Source organism: Stomatobaculum longum (assembly GCA_000242235.1).
GTDB lineage: Bacteria > Bacillota > Clostridia > Lachnospirales > Lachnospiraceae > Moryella > Moryella longum.
Genome location: JH590861.1, coordinates 418954 through 441006 on the forward strand (window position 1 = coordinate 418954; position 22053 = coordinate 441006).

The 22053-nt window shown below is 54.6% G+C and carries 19 protein-coding genes; 2 read left to right on the forward strand and 17 right to left on the reverse strand.

The genetic code is table 11. The annotated features are described in order from the left end of the window. The 3 genes from carB to dapF all read right to left on the reverse strand — a co-directional run bounded on the left by carB (position 1) and on the right by dapF (position 5134). Entirely contained in the window at positions 1-3195 is a 3195-nt protein-coding gene (carB, locus tag HMPREF9623_RS01850; protein ID WP_009532190.1) for a carbamoyl-phosphate synthase large subunit, read from the reverse strand. Beyond that, on the reverse strand, positions 3188-4264 hold the full coding sequence (locus HMPREF9623_RS01855; RefSeq protein ID WP_009532191.1) for a carbamoyl phosphate synthase small subunit: 1077 nt from the start codon (positions 4262-4264) through the stop codon (positions 3188-3190). The genes carB and HMPREF9623_RS01855 overlap by 8 nt, the downstream gene beginning before the upstream one ends. Before the next feature lie 75 nt (positions 4265-4339). Next, entirely contained in the window at positions 4340-5134 is a 795-nt protein-coding gene (gene dapF / locus HMPREF9623_RS01860) for a diaminopimelate epimerase (protein ID WP_009532192.1), read from the reverse strand. Between the two features lie 110 nt (positions 5135-5244). Here dapF and HMPREF9623_RS01865 point away from each other — a divergent pair, with 110 nt between their 5' ends. Beyond that, entirely contained in the window at positions 5245-6300 is a 1056-nt protein-coding gene (locus HMPREF9623_RS01865) for a DUF4349 domain-containing protein (protein WP_009532193.1), read from the forward strand. Positions 6301-6305: 5 nt separating this feature from the next. On the opposite strand, the gene HMPREF9623_RS01870 is transcribed toward HMPREF9623_RS01865, so the two are convergent. Genes HMPREF9623_RS01870 through HMPREF9623_RS01895 form a run of 6 tightly spaced genes read right to left on the reverse strand, consistent with a single transcriptional unit; the run spans position 6306 to position 12482 of the window. Beyond that, positions 6306-7505, reverse strand: a complete 1200-nt coding sequence (locus HMPREF9623_RS01870) for a pyridoxal phosphate-dependent aminotransferase (RefSeq protein WP_040799354.1) — start codon at positions 7503-7505, stop codon at positions 6306-6308. Further along, positions 7502-8785, reverse strand: a complete 1284-nt coding sequence (locus tag HMPREF9623_RS01875) for an O-antigen polymerase (RefSeq protein ID WP_009532195.1) — start codon at positions 8783-8785, stop codon at positions 7502-7504. Before HMPREF9623_RS01875 ends, HMPREF9623_RS01870 begins: the two co-directional genes overlap by 4 nt. Further along, positions 8782-10218, reverse strand: coding sequence for a CdaR family protein (locus tag HMPREF9623_RS01880; RefSeq protein ID WP_009532196.1), 1437 nt, complete (start codon positions 10216-10218; stop codon positions 8782-8784). Before HMPREF9623_RS01880 ends, HMPREF9623_RS01875 begins: the two co-directional genes overlap by 4 nt. Further along, positions 10196-11086, reverse strand: a complete 891-nt coding sequence (gene cdaA, locus HMPREF9623_RS01885; RefSeq protein WP_009532197.1) for a diadenylate cyclase CdaA — start codon at positions 11084-11086, stop codon at positions 10196-10198. Before cdaA ends, HMPREF9623_RS01880 begins: the two co-directional genes overlap by 23 nt. A gap of 3 nt (positions 11087-11089) precedes the next feature. Continuing rightward, complete coding sequence (locus HMPREF9623_RS01890) at positions 11090-12058, reverse strand: ABC transporter permease (RefSeq protein WP_009532198.1); 969 nt, start codon at positions 12056-12058, stop codon at positions 11090-11092. Further along, the gene (locus HMPREF9623_RS01895) at positions 12051-12482 is read right to left on the reverse strand and encodes a hypothetical protein (protein WP_009532199.1); all 432 of its coding nucleotides are present in this window, start codon (positions 12480-12482) and stop codon (positions 12051-12053) included. Before HMPREF9623_RS01895 ends, HMPREF9623_RS01890 begins: the two co-directional genes overlap by 8 nt. Before the next feature lie 132 nt (positions 12483-12614). Between HMPREF9623_RS01895 and upp the strand changes: the two genes are divergently transcribed. Next, complete coding sequence (upp, locus tag HMPREF9623_RS01900; RefSeq protein WP_009532200.1) at positions 12615-13244, forward strand: uracil phosphoribosyltransferase; 630 nt, start codon at positions 12615-12617, stop codon at positions 13242-13244. 108 nt (positions 13245-13352) lie between these two features. On the opposite strand, the gene HMPREF9623_RS01905 is transcribed toward upp, so the two are convergent. From HMPREF9623_RS01905 to nrdG, 8 genes are all read right to left on the reverse strand, one after another. Continuing rightward, positions 13353-13898, reverse strand: a complete 546-nt coding sequence (locus tag HMPREF9623_RS01905) for a DUF6609 family protein (protein ID WP_009532201.1) — start codon at positions 13896-13898, stop codon at positions 13353-13355. A 320-nt stretch (positions 13899-14218) separates the two neighbouring features. Beyond that, a complete protein-coding gene (locus tag HMPREF9623_RS01910) occupies positions 14219-15892 on the reverse strand; it encodes an AIPR family protein (protein ID WP_009532202.1) in 1674 nt (557 codons plus the stop codon). A gap of 17 nt (positions 15893-15909) precedes the next feature. Continuing rightward, complete coding sequence (locus HMPREF9623_RS12220) at positions 15910-16308, reverse strand: integrase core domain-containing protein (RefSeq protein ID WP_408640634.1); 399 nt, start codon at positions 16306-16308, stop codon at positions 15910-15912. Positions 16309-16852: 544 nt separating this feature from the next. Next, positions 16853-17152, reverse strand: coding sequence for a transposase (locus HMPREF9623_RS01915; RefSeq protein WP_009532203.1), 300 nt, complete (start codon positions 17150-17152; stop codon positions 16853-16855). A gap of 274 nt (positions 17153-17426) precedes the next feature. Then, positions 17427-19880, reverse strand: coding sequence for a homocysteine S-methyltransferase family protein (locus HMPREF9623_RS01920; protein WP_009532204.1), 2454 nt, complete (start codon positions 19878-19880; stop codon positions 17427-17429). A 5-nt stretch (positions 19881-19885) separates the two neighbouring features. Next, complete coding sequence (locus HMPREF9623_RS01925) at positions 19886-20545, reverse strand: vitamin B12 dependent-methionine synthase activation domain-containing protein (protein ID WP_009532205.1); 660 nt, start codon at positions 20543-20545, stop codon at positions 19886-19888. Then, on the reverse strand, positions 20545-21393 hold the full coding sequence (gene metF / locus HMPREF9623_RS01930; RefSeq protein ID WP_009532206.1) for a methylenetetrahydrofolate reductase [NAD(P)H]: 849 nt from the start codon (positions 21391-21393) through the stop codon (positions 20545-20547). The genes HMPREF9623_RS01925 and metF overlap by 1 nt, the downstream gene beginning before the upstream one ends. A gap of 111 nt (positions 21394-21504) precedes the next feature. Then, positions 21505-22053: an anaerobic ribonucleoside-triphosphate reductase activating protein gene (gene nrdG / locus HMPREF9623_RS01935; RefSeq protein WP_009532207.1), complete on the reverse strand. Its 549-nt coding sequence runs from the start codon at positions 22051-22053 to the stop codon at positions 21505-21507.

A 22053-nucleotide genomic window follows, 5' to 3' on the forward strand; every position in this document is an offset into this window, starting at 1 on the left:
TCAAAGTGTCGCGATATCAATCAGCGTGAGCTCCTCTGCCTTCTGCTCGAGTGCAGTTGCGAGAGCCTCCGCCGTGTCGAGCGCCGTCAGCACATTGACGCCGGTCTCGACTGCGTTTCTGCGAATCTCGAAGCCGTCCTTCTCGTGGTCTGCGCCTTCCGGCGGCGTGTCAATCACGAGGTCCATCTCATGGCCGAGGATGAGATCCAGAATATTCGGATGCTCCTGCTCGAGCTTTCTGACTTCGAGCGTCTTGATGCCGGCCTCCTTTAAGACCTTCGCCGTGCCGCGGGTCGAGAAGATGCGGTAGCCGAGCGCCTCAAAACGCTTTGCGATCGGCGCAATCTCCGCCTTGTCCTCATCGCGGACGGTAATAATCATATTCTTGTACTTCGGAAGCTTTACACCTGCGCCCTGGAAAGCCTTGTAGAGCGCTTCGTTAAAGGTCTTCGCAATGCCGAGGCACTCGCCGGTCGACTTCATCTCCGGTCCGAGGCTGATGTCGGCGCCGCGAATCTTCTCAAACGAGAAGACAGGCATCTTGACCGCAATATAATCCGCCTCCTTCTGGAGACCGGGCTCGTAACCGAGCTCGCGGATTGTGTGACCGCAGATCACGCGGGTCGCAAGCGGAATAATCGGGATACCCGTGACCTTGGAGATATACGGGACAGTCCGGGACGAGCGGGGGTTCACCTCGATCACATAGACATCATCGCCCTTCGCGATGAACTGAATGTTAATCATGCCCTTCACGTGCAGCGCGCGCGCGAGCTTCTCGGAGTAGTCGACAATCTTCTCTTTCACGGTCTTAGAAAGCGACTGCGCCGGGTAGACCGAAATCGAGTCGCCGGAGTGAATGCCGGTGCGCTCGATGTGCTGCATAATGCCCGGAATCAGGATATCCTTGCCGTCGCAGACCGCATCGACCTCAACCTCGATACCCTGAATGTACTTGTCGACCAGAATCGGGTGCTCCTGCGCATAGCGGTTGATGACGCCGATGTACTCGTCGATATCGTGGTCCGAAATCGCGATGCGCATACCTGCGCCGCCGAGCACATAGGAGGGGCGCACCAGCACCGGGTAGCCGAGGCGGTGGGCAATCTCCTTTGCCTCCTCCGCCGTAAAGACCGTGCCGCCCGCCGCGCGCGGAATGCCGGTCTGCTGTAAGATCTCGTCGAAGAGCTCTCTGTCCTCCGCCGCGTCGACATCGGCGGCCGCCGTGCCGAGAATCGGAACGCCCATCTTCATGAGTGCTTCGGTCAGCTTGATGGCAGTCTGGCCACCGAACTGCACAACCGCGCCGTCCGGTTTCTCAAAGTTCACAATCGCTTCGACATCCTCCGGGGTCAGCGGCTCAAAGTAGAGCTTATCCGCAATGTCAAAGTCGGTCGAAACCGTCTCCGGGTTGTTGTTGATGATGATGGTCTCGTAGCCTTCCTTCCGGAAGGTAAAGGTGCAGTGCACCGAGCAGAAGTCGAACTCGATGCCCTGGCCGATACGAATCGGGCCCGAGCCGAGCACGAGTACCTTCTTCTTCGGCTTCGTCTCCTCCGCCTCGTTCTCGCCGTCGTAGACGCTGTAGTAGTACGGGGTCTCCGCCGCAAACTCCGCGGCGCAGGTATCGACCATCTTAAAGCCGGGGTGAACGCCGAATTCATCGCGCTTTTCCTTGACCTCGGCCTCGGTCTTGCCGCTGAGCGCCGCAATCACATGATCCGGGAACTCAAAGCGCTTCGCCTCGCGGAGCAGTTCCTCGGTCAGCGGTCTTCTGCGGAGTTCTGCCTCCATGTGGACGAGGCGGTCCAGCTTATGGATAAACCAGCGGTCAATCTTTGTCTCGGCAAAAATTTCGTCGTAGGAGAAGCCGCGGCGCAGCGCCTCGGCGATGACCCAGATGCGGCGATCGTCGACCACGTGAAGCTCTCTCTGGAGCTCGTCATCGTCAAGCGCGGTGTAATCATAGCTCATCAGGCTGTCCACATGCTGCTCGAGCGAGCGAATCGCCTTCATGAGCGCGCCCTCAAAGTTCGTGCAGATGGCCATGACCTCACCGGTCGCCTTCATCTGCGTGCCGAGCGTGTGCTTTGCCGTGATGAATTTATCGAAGGGCAGGCGCGGCATCTTGACCACGCAGTAGTCGAGCATGGGCTCAAACGACGCGTAGGTCTTCTTGGTCACCGCGTTCTTAATCTCATCCAGGGTGTAGCCGAGCGCAATCTTCGCCGCAACCTTTGCGATCGGATAACCGGTCGCCTTCGAAGCGAGCGCAGAGGAACGGCTGACGCGCGGGTTCACCTCAATGACACAGTACTCAAAGCTGTTCGGATTCAGCGCGTACTGCACGTTGCAGCCGCCGGTGATGCCGAGCTCGGTGATAATGTTGAGCGCGGAGCTGCGGAGCATCTGGTACTCCTTGTCGCCGAGGGTCTGGGAGGGCGCAACCACGATCGAGTCGCCCGTGTGCACGCCGACCGGATCCAGGTTCTCCATGTTGCAGACCGTGATCACATTACCCGCGCCGTCGCGCATGACCTCGTACTCAATCTCCTTCCAGCCCGCAATGCAGCGCTCCACGAGCACCTGTCCCACGCGGGAGAGGCGAAGACCGTTCTGCAGAATCTCGACGAGGGCACGGCGGTCTTCCGCGATGCCGCCGCCGCTGCCGCCGAGCGTGTACGCCGGGCGCAGCACGACCGGATAGCCGATCTCCTCTGCAAACGCGATGCCGTCCTCGACATTCTCGACGACCTTAGATGCCGCGACCGGCTCGCCGATCTTCTCCATGGTCTCCTTAAAGAGCTCTCTGTCCTCCGCCTTCTTGATGGTCAGCGCCGTGGTGCCGATCAGGCGTACGTTGTGCTCCGCAAAAAAGCCTCTCTCCTCGAGCTCCATCGCGAGATTGAGGCCCGCCTGACCGCCGAGGGTCGGGAGCACGGAGTCCGGCTTTTCCTTCAGAATTAAGCGCTCCAACACCTCGACGGTCAGCGGCTCGATGTAGACATGGTCCGCAATGTCCTTGTCTGTCATGATGGTCGCCGGGTTCGAGTTTAAGAGCACGACCTCGATGCCCTCTTCGCGGAGCGCACGGCAGGCCTGGGTGCCCGCATAGTCAAACTCCGCCGCCTGTCCGATGATGATGGGGCCGGAGCCGATCACCAGTACTTTTTTGATTTCCGGATTCTTAGGCATGCTGCACCTCCATCATGTCGAGAAAGTGATCAAAGAGATACGAAGTGTCGTGCGGTCCGGGGCAGGCCTCGGGGTGGAACTGCACGGTCAGAATGTTCTTGCCGCAGTAAGCGAGGCCCTCGTTCGTGCCGTCGTTGACGTTCACAAAGCGCGTCTCCGCGACCTTCGGGTCAAGGCTCTTATCATCGACCGCGTAGCCGTGGTTCTGCGCGGAAATATACGCTCTTCCGCTCTCCAGATCCCGCACCGGATGGTTGCCGCCGCGGTGGCCGTACTTCATCTTATAGGTCTTGCCGCCGGTCGCGAGCGCCATGAGCTGATGCCCGAGACAGATTGCAAAAATCGGCACTTCCGAGTCGTAGAGCTTCTTGATTTCCCGAATCAGTCCCACATTTTCCGCGGGATCGCCGGGGCCGTTCGTCAGGAAAATGCCGTCCGGCTTCTCCGCGAGGATATCCTCCGCGCGCGCATCCTGCGGCCAGACCGTGAGTTCCAGACCGCGCTTACTGAGCTCCCGGAGCATGTTGCGCTTAATGCCGCAGTCGATAATCGAGACCTTCTTGCCCTTGCCCGGAATCACATACTTTTCCTTGCAGCTCACACGGGCCACGGCGCCGAGCACCTGATACGCCTTCATCCGCCGCATTGCCTCTTCGCGGTCAAAGTCCGGATTCGTGGTCAAAAAGCCGTTCATGGTGCCGCGCTCCCGGAGTATCTTGGTCAGCGCCCGCGTATCAATGCCCTCGATGCCGGGCACATCCTCCTCCAGCAAAAACTGCTGCAGGGTCTCGCGGCTACGGAAATTCGATGCGAGCTCTGCGAGTTCGCGGACAATAAAGGCATCCGGCCACGCGCGTCCCGACTCCATGTCCTCGCGGCATATGCCGTAATTACCGATCAGCGGATATGTCATCACGACCGCCTGTCCCGCATAACTCGGGTCTGTCAGCACTTCGAGGTAGCCCGTCATCGAAGTGTTGAATACGATTTCGCTCACCACTTCCTTGACTGCGCCTATGCTTCTCCCGGTAAACAGAGTGCCGTCTTCCAGTAAGAGATACGCTTTCATCTGCATTCCTTTCTTTATACTGCGCCTATCACACCATTTTCTTCCGACCTACTATAGCAAAAAAGGAGCCCGCTGTCACTCTGAGAAATAGCTCCCCGAAAAGACTTCGACCGCCGGCCCCGTCATCCGGAAATGTCCGTCGGAAAGTTGCTCTAGCATCAGATCGCCGCCGAGAAGGTGTACCGTGACTTTCTCGTTTGCGCGCCCGAGCCGCATCGCTGCAAAGGCGACCGCAGTCGCGCCGGTACCGCAGGCGAGAGTCTCTCCGCTGCCGCGCTCATAGACCCGCATGTGGAGTTCGGTCGGACTCTCGATATAGAGAAATTCCGAATTCACGCCCTCCGGAAAGCGCGGGTGGTGCTCATAGGCCGGACCGATTTTGTCGAGGTCGAGTCCCCGCAGGGTTTCAAGACTGTCGACCAGATATACGGCGTGCGGATTACCCACATTGACCGGTGTCATACGGGTCGCCTTGCCGTCCACCGTAATGGCTTCTTCGAGTTCGCCGTCCAGCACCGCTTCTCCCATGTCAATGGTCACCAGCGATTCACCGACTTCCGCGTGGCGAATCCCGGCCCCCGTCTCGATGTCAAAGCTTCTGCTCGTGACAAGGCCGTGATCATAGGCATAGCGCGCCACACAGCGCGCGCCGTTACCGCACATTTTTCCCTCGGAGCCGTCCGCGTTGAACATGCGCATGCGGACCGGCGCAATCTCCGAGGGGCAGATTAAGATGAGGCCGTCACCGCCCACGCCAAAGTGACGGTCGGCAATGCGGATTGCAAGTTCTTCGGGCTTCGCAACCTGCTCCGAAAAGCAGTCGATATAGACATAGTCGTTGCCAAGTCCCTGCATTTTTGTGAATTTCATGTGAATATTTCCTCTCATATGGCATTTTTGCGCTGTTTTCAGTACAATGACATTATCTGGTGAGCCTTACCCTATAAGATGCCTGTCGCGGCAGGCAGAAAGGACAGACTATGAAACGACATTTTCTGCTTCTTCCTCTCACACTTCTTTCACTTTCTCTCGCTTCCTGTGGAATGCAGCAGAGTTCCGTTGATGAGGATTCATCCTATCGCGCAAAAAGCAGTGCTTCTGCACAGAAATCCTACGCTGCAGATATTGCCGCTGAAACAAATGCTGCCGCTGAAGCGGGCAATGCCAGTGAATCCTCATCCAGTGACTCTCTCGCGGCACTTGCACAAAGCGCAAAAGAGGGGCAGAAGCTCATCACAACGGAGAGCCTTGACCTGGAGACCCGCGACCTAGACAGCTTTCTCAAGGAGCTGAATGCGGCGACTGCAGACGCTGGCGGCTATTTTGAGAATTCTTCGATCAATGGTTCTTCCTATGATTCCATTGATACCGCCCGCTCGGCGAATTTCACCGCCCGCATTCCTGAGGACAAGCTCTCCGCCTATGTAGAGCGCCTCAAGAAAAATTCCAACGTGCTCTCAGAAAATAGTTATGTTCAGGATGTGACACTCGACTACACCGATACCGAGAGCCGGAAACATGCGCTGACCGCCGAGCGAGATCGTCTCTATGAACTGCTCGCACAGGCAAACTCCACCGACGCCATCATCTCGATTCAGCAGCGCATCGGCGAAATTGACTCCCAGCTTGACTCCTATGAGTCCCAGCTGCGCCGCTATGACAATTCTGTCAGCTATGCGACTGTGAATCTCTCGCTCAGCGAAGTGCGCGAGTACCGCGTCGCCGAAACCGACAGCTTCCTGTCGCGCGTCAAAACCGGCTTTAAGAACAGTCTCTATTTCGGCTTTTCCGTCTGCACCACGCTCCTGGTTCTGCTGCTCGGCCTCTCGCCGATCTGGATTCCGGTGCTCATCCTGATTCTCGTGCTGCTTCACTTCCGGAAAAAGCACCGCGCCAAGGCAGAGGCAGCGCGACAGGCGGCGGCAGACGCGCGCGAGGCGGAACGCCGCGCAAAGCGTGACGCCGAAGCCGCTAAGAGCACTGCCGCAACCGAGTCCGCCGCATCGGGCGACACGCCGGATGCCGACGCAAAGTGAGTGCCTTACAGTAAACCTTTCGCCTTATAAGATTCCGCCGTTCTCCGGAAACCGGGGAGCGCATTCCGAACCGTCGTCTCTGCGACACAGTACGCGAGACGCACATAGCCCGGGCAGGCAAAGCTCTTGCAGGGCACGGTGAGGATGCGCTCCTCTTTTAATGTCGCGGCAAAGGCGGCGTCATCGCCCTCCGGCGCCTGAATCAAAAGATAAAAAGCGCCCTCCGGCTTTACCAGCCGATACCCCATCTTAGGGAGCTCCCGAAGCAGCAGGGCCCGATTATGCTCGTAGACCGAGAAGTCCGCGCGGCAACCGAGCGTCCGCTTCAGCACGCGCTGTATCAGCGAAGGTGCATTGACAAAACCGGAGATTCGATTCGCAATGACCGCTGCGGCATACAGCTCGCGCGCCTCCGGAATGCTGTCCGGCAGGAGCAGCCAGCCGATGCGCTCGCCCGGAAGTGACAGTGTCTTGGAATAGGAATAGACCACCGCCGCGTGCGGCATCAGCGCCGGAATCCACGGGACCATCGCGCCGTCGTAGACGAGCTCGCGGTAGGGCTCATCCGAAATGACGAGAATACAGCTTCCGAATTCCCGCTCCTTTTCCGCAAGCACCCCCTGAATGCCGCGGAGCACTTCCTCCGAATAGACCACTCCGCTCGGATTGTTCGGCGTATTCAGAATGAGCGCGCGCGTCTTTTCACCTATTGCTTTGCGGAGCGCATCGAGATCCGGCAAAAATGTCTCGGGATCGGTCGCGACAAGACGGAGCACACCGCCGTAATTCTGCACATAGTTTTTGTACTCCGAAAAGTAGGGCGCAAAGGTCAGAACTTCATCTCCCGGATTCAGCACCGTCTTAAGGAGAATGTTCAGCGCCGCCGCCGCGCCGGTCGTCATAATCAGCTGATCCGCGCGATAGGCTAAGCCAAAGCGCTCTTGCAGGGAGTCCGCAATCGCCGTGCGGAGATCCGCAAAACCCGCATTGTTCATGTAGCCGTGGACAGAGACGCTCGGCTCCTCCGCGAGCACCTCGCGAATGGCCTGCTCCACTTCCGCCGGTGCCGGCACATTCGGATTGCCGAGACTGAAGTCATAGACCTTATCGCTGCCGTACTCTCCCCTGAGGCGCTCCCCCTCCTCAAACATTGCACGAATCACGGAATTTTGCGAGAGCAGTGCCTGCATCGACTTTGAAATCATTTCCATTGTTGTTTTCCTCCGACAAACCAAAGCACGAACGCTGTCTCCCCGAAGTACACCCAGGTCGCGGGATTCGAGAACCAGGTCGTGAAAAACGATAACATGAGATAAATGGCGAGCTGCGCATAGAGCATACAGAAGACCGGACTGTGCACCGAGCGCAGTTTTTTCTCAAAGCGCGCGGCGATAAAGCCCAGCAGTGCCATAAAGAGGACCACGCCGAGGATACCGAAATCATACCAGGCGTCGTAAATCAAGGTGACGGTCGTGAGCTCGGTCTTGGTCACATAGATCGGGAAATTCACAAGCTCCGGCCGCAGGAATTTGAGTCCGGTCAGCGCAAAGAACGGGAAGAGCATTTTGAGCCCGAAGCTGTGCGACGGAAGCTCGCGAATCAGACAGTTCACATTGTCATAGTTATTCGCAATGTAAATGTAGGGTTGACTCACAAAAATCGGGAAATTCCGCTTCATCTCGAAAATGCCGTTTAAGTAAGAGACGCTGTGCCCCCGCGCCATGCTGAGAATGCCGTAGACGCCGAGCAGACAGACAAGCCCAAGCCCGGCAAGCGGCGCCGGTATGGGCTCCCGCCGGAAGTTAAGCCAGGTAAAGGCCGCCATCAGCACTGCGAGGAGTAGCTGAAAGCGGGACACACAGAGCACCGGAATCAGCAACGATACCGCGACCGCAGCCAGAAGGCCGAGATTTGTAACTGTGCTCCTGTGGTGCACGACATTGACATACAGAAGTGCGAGCGAAGGCACCAGCACGCAGGAAACCGTGAGATAGTGCAGACCGCTCACATGAAAGTAGGAGTAGGCATGCGGCATGTGCCGGACCAGAAAGGGCACAAAGCCGAGGATGCGCACTTCCGCCAGAAAAGCCGCGGCCGAGAGAGCCGTGAGACCGGCGACGGCGACAAAGAGTCGTCCCGCGCGAATTTCGGTGAGGCGCCCCTCCCGCACTCTCCGACTGTCCTGCTCTCTGCCGCCGCTAAAGAGGAAGGCTAGGCGAAACGCGCCGTAGGCGAGGAAAAAGGCTGCAAATGTCTGCAACTCCCAGGGACCCTGCAGGCGCGAAAGTTTCAGACAGGAAATTCCCTCGCCACCGACAAAGAACAGCGAGAGAAGCGCGAGGAGGTTGACTCTCCCGCCGTTTCGCCGCTTTTCCCGCCAAAAGAGAACAAGCGCTGCAAAGAGCAGCGCTGTTCCGGAGAGCAAATAATATTGTGTTCTCGCAAAGAGCACTGCCGCAAGATAGCAGAGAAGGTATACGATCACGGGTTTGCTTCCTCCGTGCTGTTACTGCTGCTCTCGCCGGTGCTTCGCTCGGTCGCGGCTGCGGTCGTCGCCGCCGTACTGCCGCTCTCGCCGCTCTGTCGCTCCGTGCTCCGAGGCTCTGCGCTGCTACTCTCGACCGTAGTCCCCGCCGTCGCACTCTCGCTGCTGCTCTCGCTGCTCTGCTTGGTCTCCGCTTCCGGCAGACTCACCGTCACCGTAACTTCCGGCACGGCGGTCGCTGTGATGCCCTTCGGCAATGTCAGATGGAGCGGTACCAGATGCGCGCCTTCGCCGAGGCTTCCGACCTCGAGATACGCGCCGAGGGACGCTGCATTCATAGTCTGTAAATCCGTCGAGAGCCCCCGCACGGCGACAGCGACCGTCTCCGGTGTCAGCGTGTAGCGGTACTGCGCCTTCGCCCCCCGGAGCGCAATGCCGTTGTTCGCGCTGAGCGGGAAGTTTCGCTCTGTCGTCGCCGTAATTTTGACCGTCACGCTGATATTGGTGTTGCCGGTCGCCGAGATACCGCTCGGCAGATAACTCGAGAGATCCAGCTGGAAAGTCTTATCCTCTTTCGCGCCCTCAATGTTCAGCGCGGAGGCCGGGATACTGAGTTCGGTCGTCTTGTTGAGCAGTGCGCTGTCGGAAGAAGTCACCGGAATCGCGCGCACTGTGCTCTCGATTCCCGTCAGATTGAAGCCGGACGCCGGCTCGCCGGAAGTCTGAAAGCGAAGCGTCAGGCTCTTGCCCCGCAGCATTTCGACTTCGTAATTCACTTCCTTCGGCTCGACGGTCAGCCGCTCGTCGCTCAGAGAAATCGCATTGCCGTTCGCATCGTAATACATCACGGAAGCCTTGCCCGAGAAGCTCTCGGTCGCGTCCGAAGTCGGAATGCTGATGCCGACCGAAGAGATGCGGCCCACTTCGGACTCGGGACCGCTTACCTTGACCGCGTCGGCGCTCAGGGTAATTGACCCGACTTCGTAGCCTTCGCGCGGCTCGCCGTCCTCGTGCGTGTCGAGCGCAAATGTCTTATTCTGCACATTCTCGGTCGCAACGCGCACCACGCCCGGGCGCGCCGTCGGCGTACCGCTGATCAGATCGCGATTGCCCACCACTTCGACCGTGACCGGCACGGCGCCCGTAATATCGTAGAGGTTCTCGAGATCCACGCTCGCATGAAAATCATCCGCCTGAATTTTATAGGCATCCCGTGTCCGGACCTGATAGCTGATTGTGACGGTCTCCGCATTCTGCAGGCTGTAGGTCTTGCCGGCGCGGGTCAGCACGCTGCCGTTCAGTACATTGAGCGGCACTGTCTTGGTCCGTATCACCTCGGGGTTCGAGATATTGACCAGCAACATCCAGACCACATAGCCCACCAGCAAGGAAATCAGCTTAAAGCGCCAATTACTGAGTATTTTCTCTTTCATGCTTCTCTTTTCCCTTCAGGAAATCCCAGCCGTTAAACGTAAAATGCTTCGTCGGCACTTCTGCGTCACTGAGCGACAAGAGCAGCGCGCGCAGTTCTTCCGGCGTCTGCATGACGCGGAGCTGACCGCTCCGCGCGACACTGACACGCCCGGTCTCCTCGGAAACCACAATGGTCACGGCATCGGTAGCCTCGCTGACGCCGATGGCTGCGCGGTGTCTGGTACCGAGATCCTTCGAAATCCGCATACTCTCGGAGAGCGGCAAATAGCAGGTCGCCGAGACAATCGTATTGCCGCGAATCACGACAGCGCCGTCGTGCAGCGGCGTATTGTGCTCAAAGATGTTGATGAGCAACTGGTTCGAGACAATGCCGTCGATGTCGATGCCGGTGCGGACTATATCATTCAGCGAAATCTTCTGCTCAATGACCATCAGCGCGCCGGTCTTCACCTTGCCCATCTCAAACGAGGCCTTGACCAGCTCATTGACCGTGTGCGCGCTAAACAGGCTCTCCTGCTTCGTGTCGCCGAGCAGACTGTTTAAAAAGACCAGGAAGTTCCGGTTGCCCAGCTGCTCGAGCGCCGAGCGGAGCTCCGGCTGAAAAATGATAATCAGCGCCGTCACCGCAATGGTTGCGACCTGCCCCATGAGCCAGAGTATCGTGTTCAGGTGGAACAGAGTGCAGAAGCCCACAAAGGCGACAATCAACAACAGACCGCGCAGCAGAATCCACGCCTTAGTGTCCATGACCCAGGTGAGAAAAGCATAGGTCATCCAGGAAATAATCAGAATCTCGATGATGCCGGTGAGCGTGAGCCGCGGAATAAATTCCATTCCGGCTCCCAGATTGTGAAAGAAGAGCTGCATGGCTTACCTCTTTGTCTCGCCCTCGTCCGCACTCTTCCGCGGCCGCTTGGGCGTATTGATGGTCTGTGTCTTGGGTTCCGGCGCCGCGACCGTAATCTTCGGCACTGCCTTTACATAGTAATAGTAGTCGTCATCCTCAAACTGTGAATATTCCGTCCTGGAGTAATCGACATGGAACACTAGGAAGCGGTAAATCTCCGCGAGCACGCCGGAAAGCAGCAGTCCCGCGAGCAGCGGAATAATCTTGACGCCGACGCTGTACCAGAAGTTGCCAAGGAAAAACACAAAGAGCATCGTGAGAATGCCCGCGAGAATCCCGAGGTCCCAGGCATTGTTCACCGACAGGCGGTGCACACACCAGACGACAAGCAGCGACAGCGAGAACGCGAGCAGGTAGAGCAACATGGTCTTGTCAAGCAGCACCCCGTTCAGCATCTGCAGGTACTTCTGCGCGACATCCACCGACTCGCCGTTGGTGAGCGGCGCCGCATTGTTGTGCACATAATTCAAAATATATGAGAGGACTATGCCGCCGGAGAGCGGAATCAGCGAAAACGCCGAGCCTCCGAGTCCCACCAGAATGGGCAGTACATAGGGGATTTTTAATTCAAACAGTACCGGCGTCAGAATGAGGATGATGCTGTCCCGCGGCGAGAATCCGTAGTAGAGCAGCGCGACGACCAACAGGAAGGCGAGCGTAATCAGCGCGAACTCTGCGGAGACCGCAAAAATATTGAGCAGCACACAAATGCCGAGTAGCACACAGATGCCGCCCCAGGGGAGAAAGGCGGAAATCAGCGAGAGCAATATCACCACAATCGGCGCGCGGAGCCGTCTCTCATACCCCATGCCGTTGTTCAGCAGAACGAGGGCGAGCAACGCCACGGCAAAATGCAATACAGGAATGATGACATTCCCGTGTCGCGCGTAAAACGCGCGAAGCTTTTCGCGAAACAGAATCAGATTAAGCATTCGCGCTCTCCTCCTTCTCGAGTTCCTTGATTCTCTCTTCGGTGTCATAGCGTTTTTTCAGGCGCTTTAGGCAGCGCAGATGCTCTTCGCGCCGCGCCGCCGACTCCTCATAGCGCCGCCGAAACACAAAATAGGTCACGAGCTCGAAAAGCAGAAGACCCACGGCATAAATCACGACGCAGCGCAGCACAAAGCGCAGCACAATCGAGACATTGACCGCGTTCAGAATGCGCTCCAGAAAATAGAGCAAAAAGACACCCAGAATCAGAAGATAGCTCAGCGTATAGCTGAAAAATGACTGCAAAAGATGCATGCTGAGATAATCGCCGCGAAAGTACTCTTTTGCGGGGCGCTCGTACTCTTCCGCGCTCTTTTCGTATTGTGCAATCTTGTGCATCAGACGTATCTTGTCTTCGCGCAGCATAAAAACCTCCGTTCGTTGCATTTCAGTATAGCACAGGGGAACTCTCATTGTCACCGCTTGTATGCCGTGCTAAAATAACCGGAAGTGTTCCGGTTTCGGAACAATTTGGAGAGCCATGACAGGAGGTCTTACATGGGCGAAGTATTTATCAACAAGCACCCGCTGGTGCAGCATAAAATCACGCGACTGCGCGACAAGACAACGGGCACGAACGAGTTCCGCAACCTCGTCGAAGAAATCGGCATGCTGATGGGCTATGAGGCGCTCGCCGATTTGGCAACCGAGGACATCGAGGTCGAGACGCCGCTGGAGCGCACGCTCTCTCCGGTCATTGCGGGCCGGAAGATGGCCGTTGTGCCGATTCTCCGCGCGGGTCTCGGTATGGTGAACGGCATTCAGGCGCTGGTTCCGACCGCCAAGGTGGGCCACATCGGCCTGTACCGCGATCCGGATACCCACGAGCCGGTCGAGTATTACTGTAAGCTCCCGACGCCGATTGAGGAGCGCACCATCGTGGTCACCGACCCCATGCTCGCGACCGGCGGTTCCGCCTGCGACGCCATCCGCATGATTAAGCAGCACGGCGGCAAGAAGATTAAGTTCATGTGCATCATCGCAGCACCGGAGGGATTGGAACGCCTTCGGAAAGAGCACCCCGATATTCAGATTTATGTGGGCCACTTAGACCGTCAGCTGAACGAGCACGCCTACATTCTCCCGGGTCTCGGCGACGCGGGCGACCGCATCTTCGGCACGAAGTAAATTCGGTGCACCAAACGAAAAAAGGCAGGGCGAATTCGCTCTGCCTTTTTGTATTCCCTTCCTTTGATTCGCCCTTTCCTCTTTACCGACTCTTTTGGTCCCGTCACTTTAGTTTTGCTTCGATGGCTTCGAGAAGCAAAAGAGATACACGCCGAAACCGAGCTTGATTGCAGCATCCGCATAGGCGGTACAGACCAGCGGAAGTTCCGGAAAGGCATAGCCGAGCGCGACATTCACGGTGGAAACAAGACTCAGAACAAGCATCGATTTTCCGTGCACATAATAAAAGGGCAGAAAATGAAGCGCGGTGGCCAGAAAGGCGCCGAGCCAGATGCGTCTCCAGTTCTCGTCCGCGAAATACGGTCCGCCGAACAAAGACATCAGCACAAACAGCGAAATGACTGCGTAAAACTCCGCTTTTCTTTGAAACGGACTCGAGGGACCCTCGGAAAAGCGCCGCTGCAAACTTTGATTGGCATTGATCGAAAGAAACGCTGCGATATAGCCCAGGCTGAACACCGTCATATTGATGCGTTGCTTTCCGCCGATCAGTGCGGCCGCAAAAATGACCAGGGACACCGCAATCAACCAAAGGCCGCAGGCTCTCTTATGATTGAATGCGAGTATCTCTCCCCTCGGATGCAAAAATGACATTCCCTCTCTCCTCTCTGTTCCTTAGAAAATTCACAGTGCGCGATCCGTCATTTTCCGCTTCCCGTCTAACTAACAAAACGAAACCGTCTTAGAGAACTTCACTATAGAGATTTACCAAAAAATATTTTCAGTGATAAATCCTGGTGATGATAAGTGAAAAATGGTGTGTGTTTGAAGGATCCTTCAAGGTTACCTCGGTTGAACGCCAAAAACTTTAACTCATAGTCGAAATTCTAAAACACTTTTCAAGAGTTTGTGTGCTAACGTTTACCAGCACCATTTACATAAGGTGAAACCGACTGAACTTATATAAGAAGTCGTTATGATTCTATTACTTTTAAACGTCCAACATTTTTAAAAACATGTGCTGGATATGCTTCTGAAAAGTGCTTTTCCATTGCGTCATACACTTCTTCCCATACTTCAAGAAAAATCGGCGATATAATTTTAGCTGTTTCCTCAGCATCCATATAACGCGTTGTGAACCCCTCTGTCTGCTGGACTCTACCAAGTATAATATGCAATAAATATCTATTTCCATGAACTAGTACCAAACGTTTCCTACCGGTAACATTCGGTTCATTTTTAGAAATACAATCTTCAACAGCTCGCAGGACTAGAACATTATTGTATAACGAAAAACTATCAGTAGAATCATTGAACAGAAGTTTGTAAGGTGTTTTTTCAATATTTTCTGTTAATGCACCTACGTTCCTTTTAGCAAGTGCAGTTATCGAAAGATCATCCAAGGAACACGCTTGTGCCACTATGGCTTCATCCAAAGAAATTTGTCGTTCCGGTGAATCAAGTTTCGCGCCAGATTTATATAAATACTGAATCCCTTCAAGACTCAACTCCAGACGAAGTCGTTCTTGGTTAGGATCTAGCGATGCAAAATCCTTGCCTTCAATCTTATTCTGGGTATTTGATAGTTTTGTGATTTTTATAGCCTGATCTTCATTGGCTTCTCCCAAATCTATTATTTGAATATAAACCCTCGCAGAACTAAGTAACTCAGGCGCTTCTGCATAGATAGCACCTATAGTACCAGCTGTTTGAGCACCATTTACTAATGAAACTCCTTCCAGTGCGAACATACCCACATTACGATCCGCGCCATATAGTGCTTTCTTCGTTATCTTTTTACAGAGCACTTTAATCCCATTGTTATAATAAAAAAACTTTTCAGGTTCATTTCTCAGAACCTCTTTTATTCCTTGATTAACCTCTGTACTTCCCTTGTAAAAACGTATGTTCTTTGCAAAGAGTTTATTTCCATATTGTGCAAACCACTTGCCTATAGCAGCAACTGGTATTGTTCCATAGAATGCTTTATATGGCCCATCAATAGTTCCCCAATTATACAAGGGAAAATCATCGATCACGATATTATCAGCATTCTGCCCTTTAGTGAGATAGTAATATATATCCTGCAACTTGTTTTCTACAAATACAAGCAATTCTGTTTCACCATCATCACCATTGACTCGTTTAATCAAAGTATCTATAGGTCGACGAACATAAGCATTCATTTTTTTGCTACCTGTATGACAAAATATCATTTCAATTTGATAATCAATATCAGAAATGGCCGCAGAAATTTCCGATGTTTTTGCTTCCAACTTTTTATTGCATCCATTTAATTCAAGGTTAATAAGCCTCTCAATCCCAGAAACAAAAGTGTTCACTTCTTCTTGCGATATACCTCCATTACCATCTTTACGCCATTTGCTCTGTACTAGAACTAACTTTTTCTGCACTGAATCATTATAAACAGCATCAATACCCATATCACAGTAACCATCTGTAATGGCCTTAGCAGCAGACTCAAAATCAATGCCACATCGCATTACTATTGCAAATGCTGCAATTGCTCGAGAATTAAGCTTATTCCGCCTATCTTCATCATTTTTAGCATCAGAAACGTCAATCATATCAGAAAATAATTCATCAAGTTTCGACTGAATTCGAATCATCTTGACATTATTAGGCATATAGTAAGCACCTCCATTTAATCCTTATTGATATAAAAGCAACCATGGAAACAGGTTAAAACGCTATAGTATCTATCTGTGTGTAATGGTCTGCTCTTTTTGTAACACCACAGTTTAAAGGTACACTCTTCTCTCTTTTTAAACTGAGTCAGATACCCGTTATACATGCGTGGGCGTACCTGATTGTACCAATCGCAAGCAAGCTCTGAAACGACACAATCCAGTTCTGCTGCATTTTCGAAACGATACTGATAAATCAATTCAGTCTTTAAGATATTGTAATACCGTTCCATCGGTACATTGTCATACGGACAGCACGCACGGCTCATGCTTTGAGAAATCTCAAGCTTTCGGCAATGCTGTACAAAACCTCTGCGGAAGCAAACTGACTTCCTTGATCCAAGTGCAAAATCAATTTTTGTGAGATGGCCTTTGAACCCGACAACGCTTGTTCAAACGTGCGCACGGTCATGGAACTCGTGATAAAAAACTGTTTTCACTGGCAACAACACTTCTGTCGTATAAATCAATAATGGAACAATTATAATGCACGGTTCAATTTGTCAGTGTCATATATGTGAAGTCAGTGCACCAAACACGATTCGGCTGCTTAGGCGAAAAACTTCGCTTTAATAGATTAAAAAAATTTTATGAACTAATCCCCGATGGTATGCGGGTCTCTTTCGGCGACAAATCGAGCGTAGTTATAGTTCAGAATTCATGTACTTGTGAACCATTATTTTGCTCAATGAGATTCCTTACCTTTGCAGAAACGCCCTCATCTTACGGAGTTCCATAAAACCATGAGAATCATGGTAAGGTGCTCGAATCCGGTGACAACAATGAGTTTCTTGAGCGAGATAATCCGCTTTCGTATTTCTTAGGTAGCTGTAATATGCGTTTGGATGAATGTGCGGCTTTTTAATAATCCAACTTAATTCGAACTCCTGCTTATACTTATCAAGTAAACGATATACCACTAATCGATTCCCTTCGTGAAGAATGCCACTGTTTTTTTAAGAAGCTGTTCTCCTTTTCTAATTCGGCTTTTTCACGCCGGAGACGACGAAGTTCTTCCATCATTTCCAACTGGGACTTCTCTTCATCATTGTTTTGGCATTCTTCGCGATACAAACGTACCCAGTTGAAAACAGTGGATCTGGATATGCCGCACTCAGCTACAAGGCTGGCAATCGTGCGCCCGTCCTGTATGTGCGCACAGACAACTTTTCGTCTGGTTTCGTCTGATATTCGAGTCATGTGCTTTTCTCCTCTGCTAACATTATAATCTATCAGGCAGAGGTGTTACAAATTTAATGTACCACTACACAAATTCATTGTACCACTACAATCAAAGTAAGCCCCACCACAAGAACGAAAAACATACGATTATTATCCTCGAAACTATAGAAGCGCATCTACATTATCTAGTAGGAAAGAAAAACGGCATAGTCTACACTGACGTAGATTTTGCCGTTTACTTACTAAGCTAAAATACATTTGGGCGTTCGCCTATTTCTGTCTCGCTCTTTCGTTACGCCTCCGGGAACAGCGTGTCCGCGTAGCGCACGGTATCCATGGCTTCCTTCGCGTAGCAGTCCGCGCCGATATCGTCCGCGTACTCCTTGGTCATGACGGCGCCGCCGACCACGACCTTTGCGTCCGGTTTCCTCTCGCGAATCAGCTTGATTGCATCTTCCATGTTGACAACGGTTGTCGTCATCAGCGCGCTCAAGCCGATCAGCTTCACGTCATGCGCGACTGCGGTCTCGACTATGGTTTCCGCCGGCACATCGCGGCCGAGATCGTAGACTTTGTAGCCGTAGTTCTCCATGAGCACTTTCACGATGTTCTTGCCGATGTCGTGAATATCGCCCTTCACGGTCGCGAGAATCACGCTGCCGCGCTCTTTCCGCGCAGTGCCGCTCATCGCACTCTTGATGACCTCGAAAGCCGCCTTGGCTGCCTCTGCCGACATGAGAAGCTGTGGCAGGAAAAGCGTGCCCTTTTCAAAGCCCTTACCCACCACATCGAGTGCCGGAATCAGCTCCCGGTTCACAATGTCAAGCGGCGCTTCTCCCTCTGCGATGCGGCGCTTTGTCTCTTCGGTCGCCTTTTCGCCGAGGCCGAAGCGAATCGCGTCGATGAGCGGAGAGCCCTGCATGCCCTCCGGGAGTTCCGCACTGCCGATTTTTGCCTTCTCGCCGCCTTCCGCCGTGACAACAACCTTGCCCTTGCCCGCAAACACATTGGCCTTGCCCGCATATTCCGCAATATAGCCCTGGCACTGCCGGTCGAATCCCGAGAGCGCTAAGTAGGAGCGGTAAGCCGCCATCATCGCCTCGTTGTTCGGGTTGATAATCGCGCAGGAGAGGCCGCTCTTCATCGCGAGCGCAAAGAAGAAGCTGTTGATTAACTCGCGCTGCGGCAGGCCGAAGGAAATATTGCTGACGCCGAGAATCGAGTGCCCGTGCAGTTCGTCGCGAACGCGGCGCAGCACCTCGAGCGTCACATTCGCAGAATTGTCGTCGGTCGAAATGGTCATCGCGAGGCCGTCGATGATGATGTCCTCCGGCGGAATGCCGTACGCCGCCGCGCGCGCATAAATCTTCTTTGCGACGCGGATGCGCCCCTCCGCGTCCTCGGGAATGCCGCCTTCGTCGAGCGCGAGGCCGACGACCACGCCGCCGTACTTCGCGACAAGCGGGAGCACGGTCTCAAGACTCTCTTCCTTGCCGTTCACGGAGTTGATCATGGCCTTGCCGTGGTAGAGGCGAAGGCCGCGCTCCAGTGCCTCCAAATTGGTCGTGTCGAGCTGGAGCGGCAGCGCCGTGACGCCCTGCAGTCTGGTCATCACGGTCTCCATCATGTCCGGCTCGTTGAGTTCCGGCAGACCCACATTCACGTCGAGCATATCGGCGCCGGCATCCTCCTGTTCAATGCCCTGCTCGAGAATATATTCAATGTCGCCGTTTCGGAGCGCCTCTTTAAAGCGCTTCTTGCCGGTCGGATTGATGCGCTCACCGATGATAATCGGGCGCTTGCCGAGCACGACGGTCTGCGAGAACGAGGAGACCACCGCGCGGTGCTTCTTCACCGGCTCACAAAACGGCAACTCCCCGGTCTTCTGAATTTCCAGGCGAATGTGTTCCGGCGTGGTGCCGCAGCAGCCGCCGAGCACCTGCACACCGAGCGACGCAATCTTTTTCATCTCGTCCGAGAACTCCTCCGCCGAGAGGTCGTAGTAGGTCTTGCCGTCCTTTGCGTGCGGCAGTCCTGCGTTCGGATTCACGACAATCGGAATCGAGCAGACTTCCGTGAGCGCTTTTACGATCGGATAGAGCTGCACCGGGCCGAGGCCGCAGTTCACACCGAGTGCGTCGATGCGAAGTCCCTCGAGCATTGCCGTGACGCTCTCGACTGTGCCGCCGGTCAGCGTCTTGCCCTTTTCGTCGAAGACAACGGTGACAAAGACCGGCAGATCCGAATTCTCCTTGGCCGCGAGCACGGCTGCCTTTGCCTCCATCGCATCCGACATCGTCTCAATCAGCACGAGGTCGGCGCCCTCTTCCTTGCCCCAGCGCACCACCTCGGCAAAAATTTCGACGCAGGTTTCGAATTCGAGATCGCCCATCGGCTTTAAGAGGCGTCCGGTCGGTCCTAAGTCCAGCGCGACAAAACCGTCGGTGCGGCCGCTGCGCGAAAGTCCCTCCCGGACATGCCGCACACCCGCGCGGACAATCTGCTCGAGCTCCGCCCTGTCCGGATAGTGCAGGCGGTTTGCGCCGAAGGTATTTGTATTGACAATGTCGGCGCCCGCGCGGAAGTAGGATTCCGCGATTTCAATCACATCTTCCGGGCGCTCGAGGTTCCACCGCTCTGGCAGCTCGCCGCCCTTTAAGCCCTTCTCCTGTAGCAGCGACCCTGTGCCGCCGTCGCAGTAAAGCCACTCTTTTCCAAGACAGGCGCGTAAACTTCTCTTCTCCATCTCTCTCATCTCCGAAAACTACAATTGGTCTTACTACAGCTCTCACAGCCCTGCAGGACACAGTGCGAATCCTCGGGCGAGACGCCGATCAGTGCCGTGACCGACTTGGTCGGCATCATCAAAAGGCTCTCGGTCAGCGTAATGCCGGTGTGCTTCTGAATTTCCAGCACGCGGAACAGCTCCGGTTGAATCGCGAGCGGCAAATCGCCGTAGCCCGGTGAGAAGCGCGGGCGGAGGAACTTGCCCTCGGCCGCCGCCTCTTCCTTGAGTTTCCGGTTCAGCGCGTCGCAGTAACTCTCAATCAGCATCGCGCCCGCCGCCTGGTAGATGACCGCGCGGCTCATGCGACCGATTGCCGCGGCGCGCGCCGCGAGCCGGTCCATCGCAAAGCCTATGGTCGCCGCCATGAGATAAGCCTCGTCGCAGCCGCGCATGTTCCTCGAGAGCGCCCGGCTCTCAAGCTCCATGTCGCCGATCAGAAAGCGATTGTCGCCGAGAAACTTGAGCGGAAAACGCCGCGCGACCGACTTAAGCTCTGCCTGACTGACCAGATCTTCCACACACTGCTCGACCACATGTCTCACTTCGCCCTCCGGAACGCCCTTCCGGTAGCCTAAGTAGCGGTATACCTCGCTGTAGTCGAGCTCTAACTCGCGTGCGTCCATCAGTCCAGAATCTCCGAGAGCTGCTCTAAGATTGCCTTTGCGATTTTCGGGCGATTCATCGTGTAGACATGGATATGCCCGACGCCGTTTGCAATCAGGTCGACAATCTGTTCCGCCGCATAGATGACACCTGCCTGCTCCATCGCGCCCTTTCGCTCGCCGAAACGGTCCACAATCGCGCGGAAGCGCTGCGGCACCTCCGTGCCGGACATCGCAACCGAGCGCTTTAACTGCTCTGCCCTGGTGATCGGCATAATGCCGGCGACAATCGGAACAGAGATGCCCTTCTCTCTCGCGCGATAGAGGAAATTATAAAAAATATTGTTGTCAAAGAAAAGCTGGGTCGTCAGGAAGTCAAGTCCCGCGTCGACCTTTTCCTTGAGATAACCAAGGTCATCTTCCTTGTGCGCACACTCCACATGTCCCTCCGGATAGCAGGCTCCGCCGAGGCAGAAGGTGTCGCCCTCTCTCTCCTTGATGTCGCGAATCAGCTCGACCGCATAGCGGTAGTCCTCTGAGCGCGTGCCGTCCTGCGGCAAATCGCCGCGGAGCGCCAGAATATTCTCAATGCCCTTCTCCTTGTACAGGGAAAGCATTTTGGTCACATGCTCCCGCGAGGAGGAGACACAGGTCAGATGTGCGAGCGTCGGAACACCGTAACCGTTCTGAATCTCCGCCGCAATCTCCGCCGTAAAATCGCCCGTGCCGCCGCCCGCGCCGTAGGTCACCGACATGAAATCCGGGTGCAGCGCCGCAATCTTCTTGGCATTCTCTGCGGTCGCCTCGTACTTCTCCGAGGTCTTCGGCGGAAATACTTCGAGCGAAAGTGTAACGGGTTTCTCTTCCAAATAAATGACTGATTTTCATAACAAAATACCCCTCCCTGTAATCGCTTTATTGTAGCACAGGGAAGGGCAATTTTTCTAATGTCTTTATATTATCGCAATCGATTCATTCTTTTAATACAAGCGCTTGCGCGGCTGTTCATAGCGCGAGCGGACAGGGGCATGTGCCCGAAGACTCTCTTTCAGCTCCAGAATGCGCTGGTTTCTGCTGCCGCGGAAGCGAAGGTTCACATCCTTTTCCGCGAGAATAAACTCGCCGTCCACGAGGATATCCGAGAGTCCCAGAATTCGCTCAGTCGCCTCGGTGTGACAGCGCGGATTTTCGCTGTCCAGCAGCTCCTCAAAGGTATAGCCGGAGTAAATCCAGATTGTGGCATGCGGCACTTCCTGTTTGACGCGCTCTAAAAACGGCAAGAGCGCGCGCTGGTTCTGCGCCTCCATCGGCTCACCGCCGAGCAAGGAAAGTCCGTCAATGTAGGAGGGCCGGAGGTGCTCTATGATGTCGTCCTCGACCTCTCTCGTGAAGGGCTCTCCGAAGTTAAAATCCCAGGTTTCCTCATTGAAGCACCCCGGACAGTGGTGCGTGCACCCGCTCACAAAAAGCGAGATGCGCGCGCCTATGCCGTTCGCCGTGTCCGCATAAAAGACCTGTCCGTAGTTCAT

Excerpts from the sequence above, each read along its gene's own strand:
- HMPREF9623_RS01855 (WP_009532191.1), bottom strand. The coding sequence starts at position 4,264 with ATGAAAGCGTATCTCTTACTGGAAGACGGCACTCTGTTTACCGGGAGA.
- HMPREF9623_RS01920 (WP_009532204.1), bottom strand. The coding sequence starts at position 19,880 with ATGGAGAAGAGAAGTTTACGCGCCTGTCTTGGAAAAGAGTGGCTTTAC.
- cdaA (WP_009532197.1), bottom strand. The coding sequence starts at position 11,086 with ATGCAGCTCTTCTTTCACAATCTGGGAGCCGGAATGGAATTTATTCCG.
- HMPREF9623_RS01865 (WP_009532193.1), top strand. The coding sequence starts at position 5,245 with ATGAAACGACATTTTCTGCTTCTTCCTCTCACACTTCTTTCACTTTCT.
- HMPREF9623_RS01895 (WP_009532199.1), bottom strand. The coding sequence starts at position 12,482 with ATGCTGCGCGAAGACAAGATACGTCTGATGCACAAGATTGCACAATAC.
- HMPREF9623_RS01925 (WP_009532205.1), bottom strand. The coding sequence starts at position 20,545 with ATGGACGCACGCGAGTTAGAGCTCGACTACAGCGAGGTATACCGCTAC.
- HMPREF9623_RS01910 (WP_009532202.1), bottom strand. The coding sequence starts at position 15,892 with ATGCCTAATAATGTCAAGATGATTCGAATTCAGTCGAAACTTGATGAA.
- HMPREF9623_RS01915 (WP_009532203.1), bottom strand. The coding sequence starts at position 17,152 with ATGACTCGAATATCAGACGAAACCAGACGAAAAGTTGTCTGTGCGCAC.
- dapF (WP_009532192.1), bottom strand. The coding sequence starts at position 5,134 with ATGAAATTCACAAAAATGCAGGGACTTGGCAACGACTATGTCTATATC.
- HMPREF9623_RS01870 (WP_040799354.1), bottom strand. The coding sequence starts at position 7,505 with ATGATTTCAAAGTCGATGCAGGCACTGCTCTCGCAAAATTCCGTGATT.
- carB (WP_009532190.1), bottom strand. The coding sequence starts at position 3,195 with ATGCCTAAGAATCCGGAAATCAAAAAAGTACTGGTGATCGGCTCCGGC.
- nrdG (WP_009532207.1), bottom strand. The coding sequence starts at position 22,053 with ATGAACTACGGACAGGTCTTTTATGCGGACACGGCGAACGGCATAGGC.
- HMPREF9623_RS01880 (WP_009532196.1), bottom strand. The coding sequence starts at position 10,218 with ATGAAAGAGAAAATACTCAGTAATTGGCGCTTTAAGCTGATTTCCTTG.
- HMPREF9623_RS01905 (WP_009532201.1), bottom strand. The coding sequence starts at position 13,898 with ATGTCATTTTTGCATCCGAGGGGAGAGATACTCGCATTCAATCATAAG.
- upp (WP_009532200.1), top strand. The coding sequence starts at position 12,615 with ATGGGCGAAGTATTTATCAACAAGCACCCGCTGGTGCAGCATAAAATC.
- HMPREF9623_RS01890 (WP_009532198.1), bottom strand. The coding sequence starts at position 12,058 with ATGCTTAATCTGATTCTGTTTCGCGAAAAGCTTCGCGCGTTTTACGCG.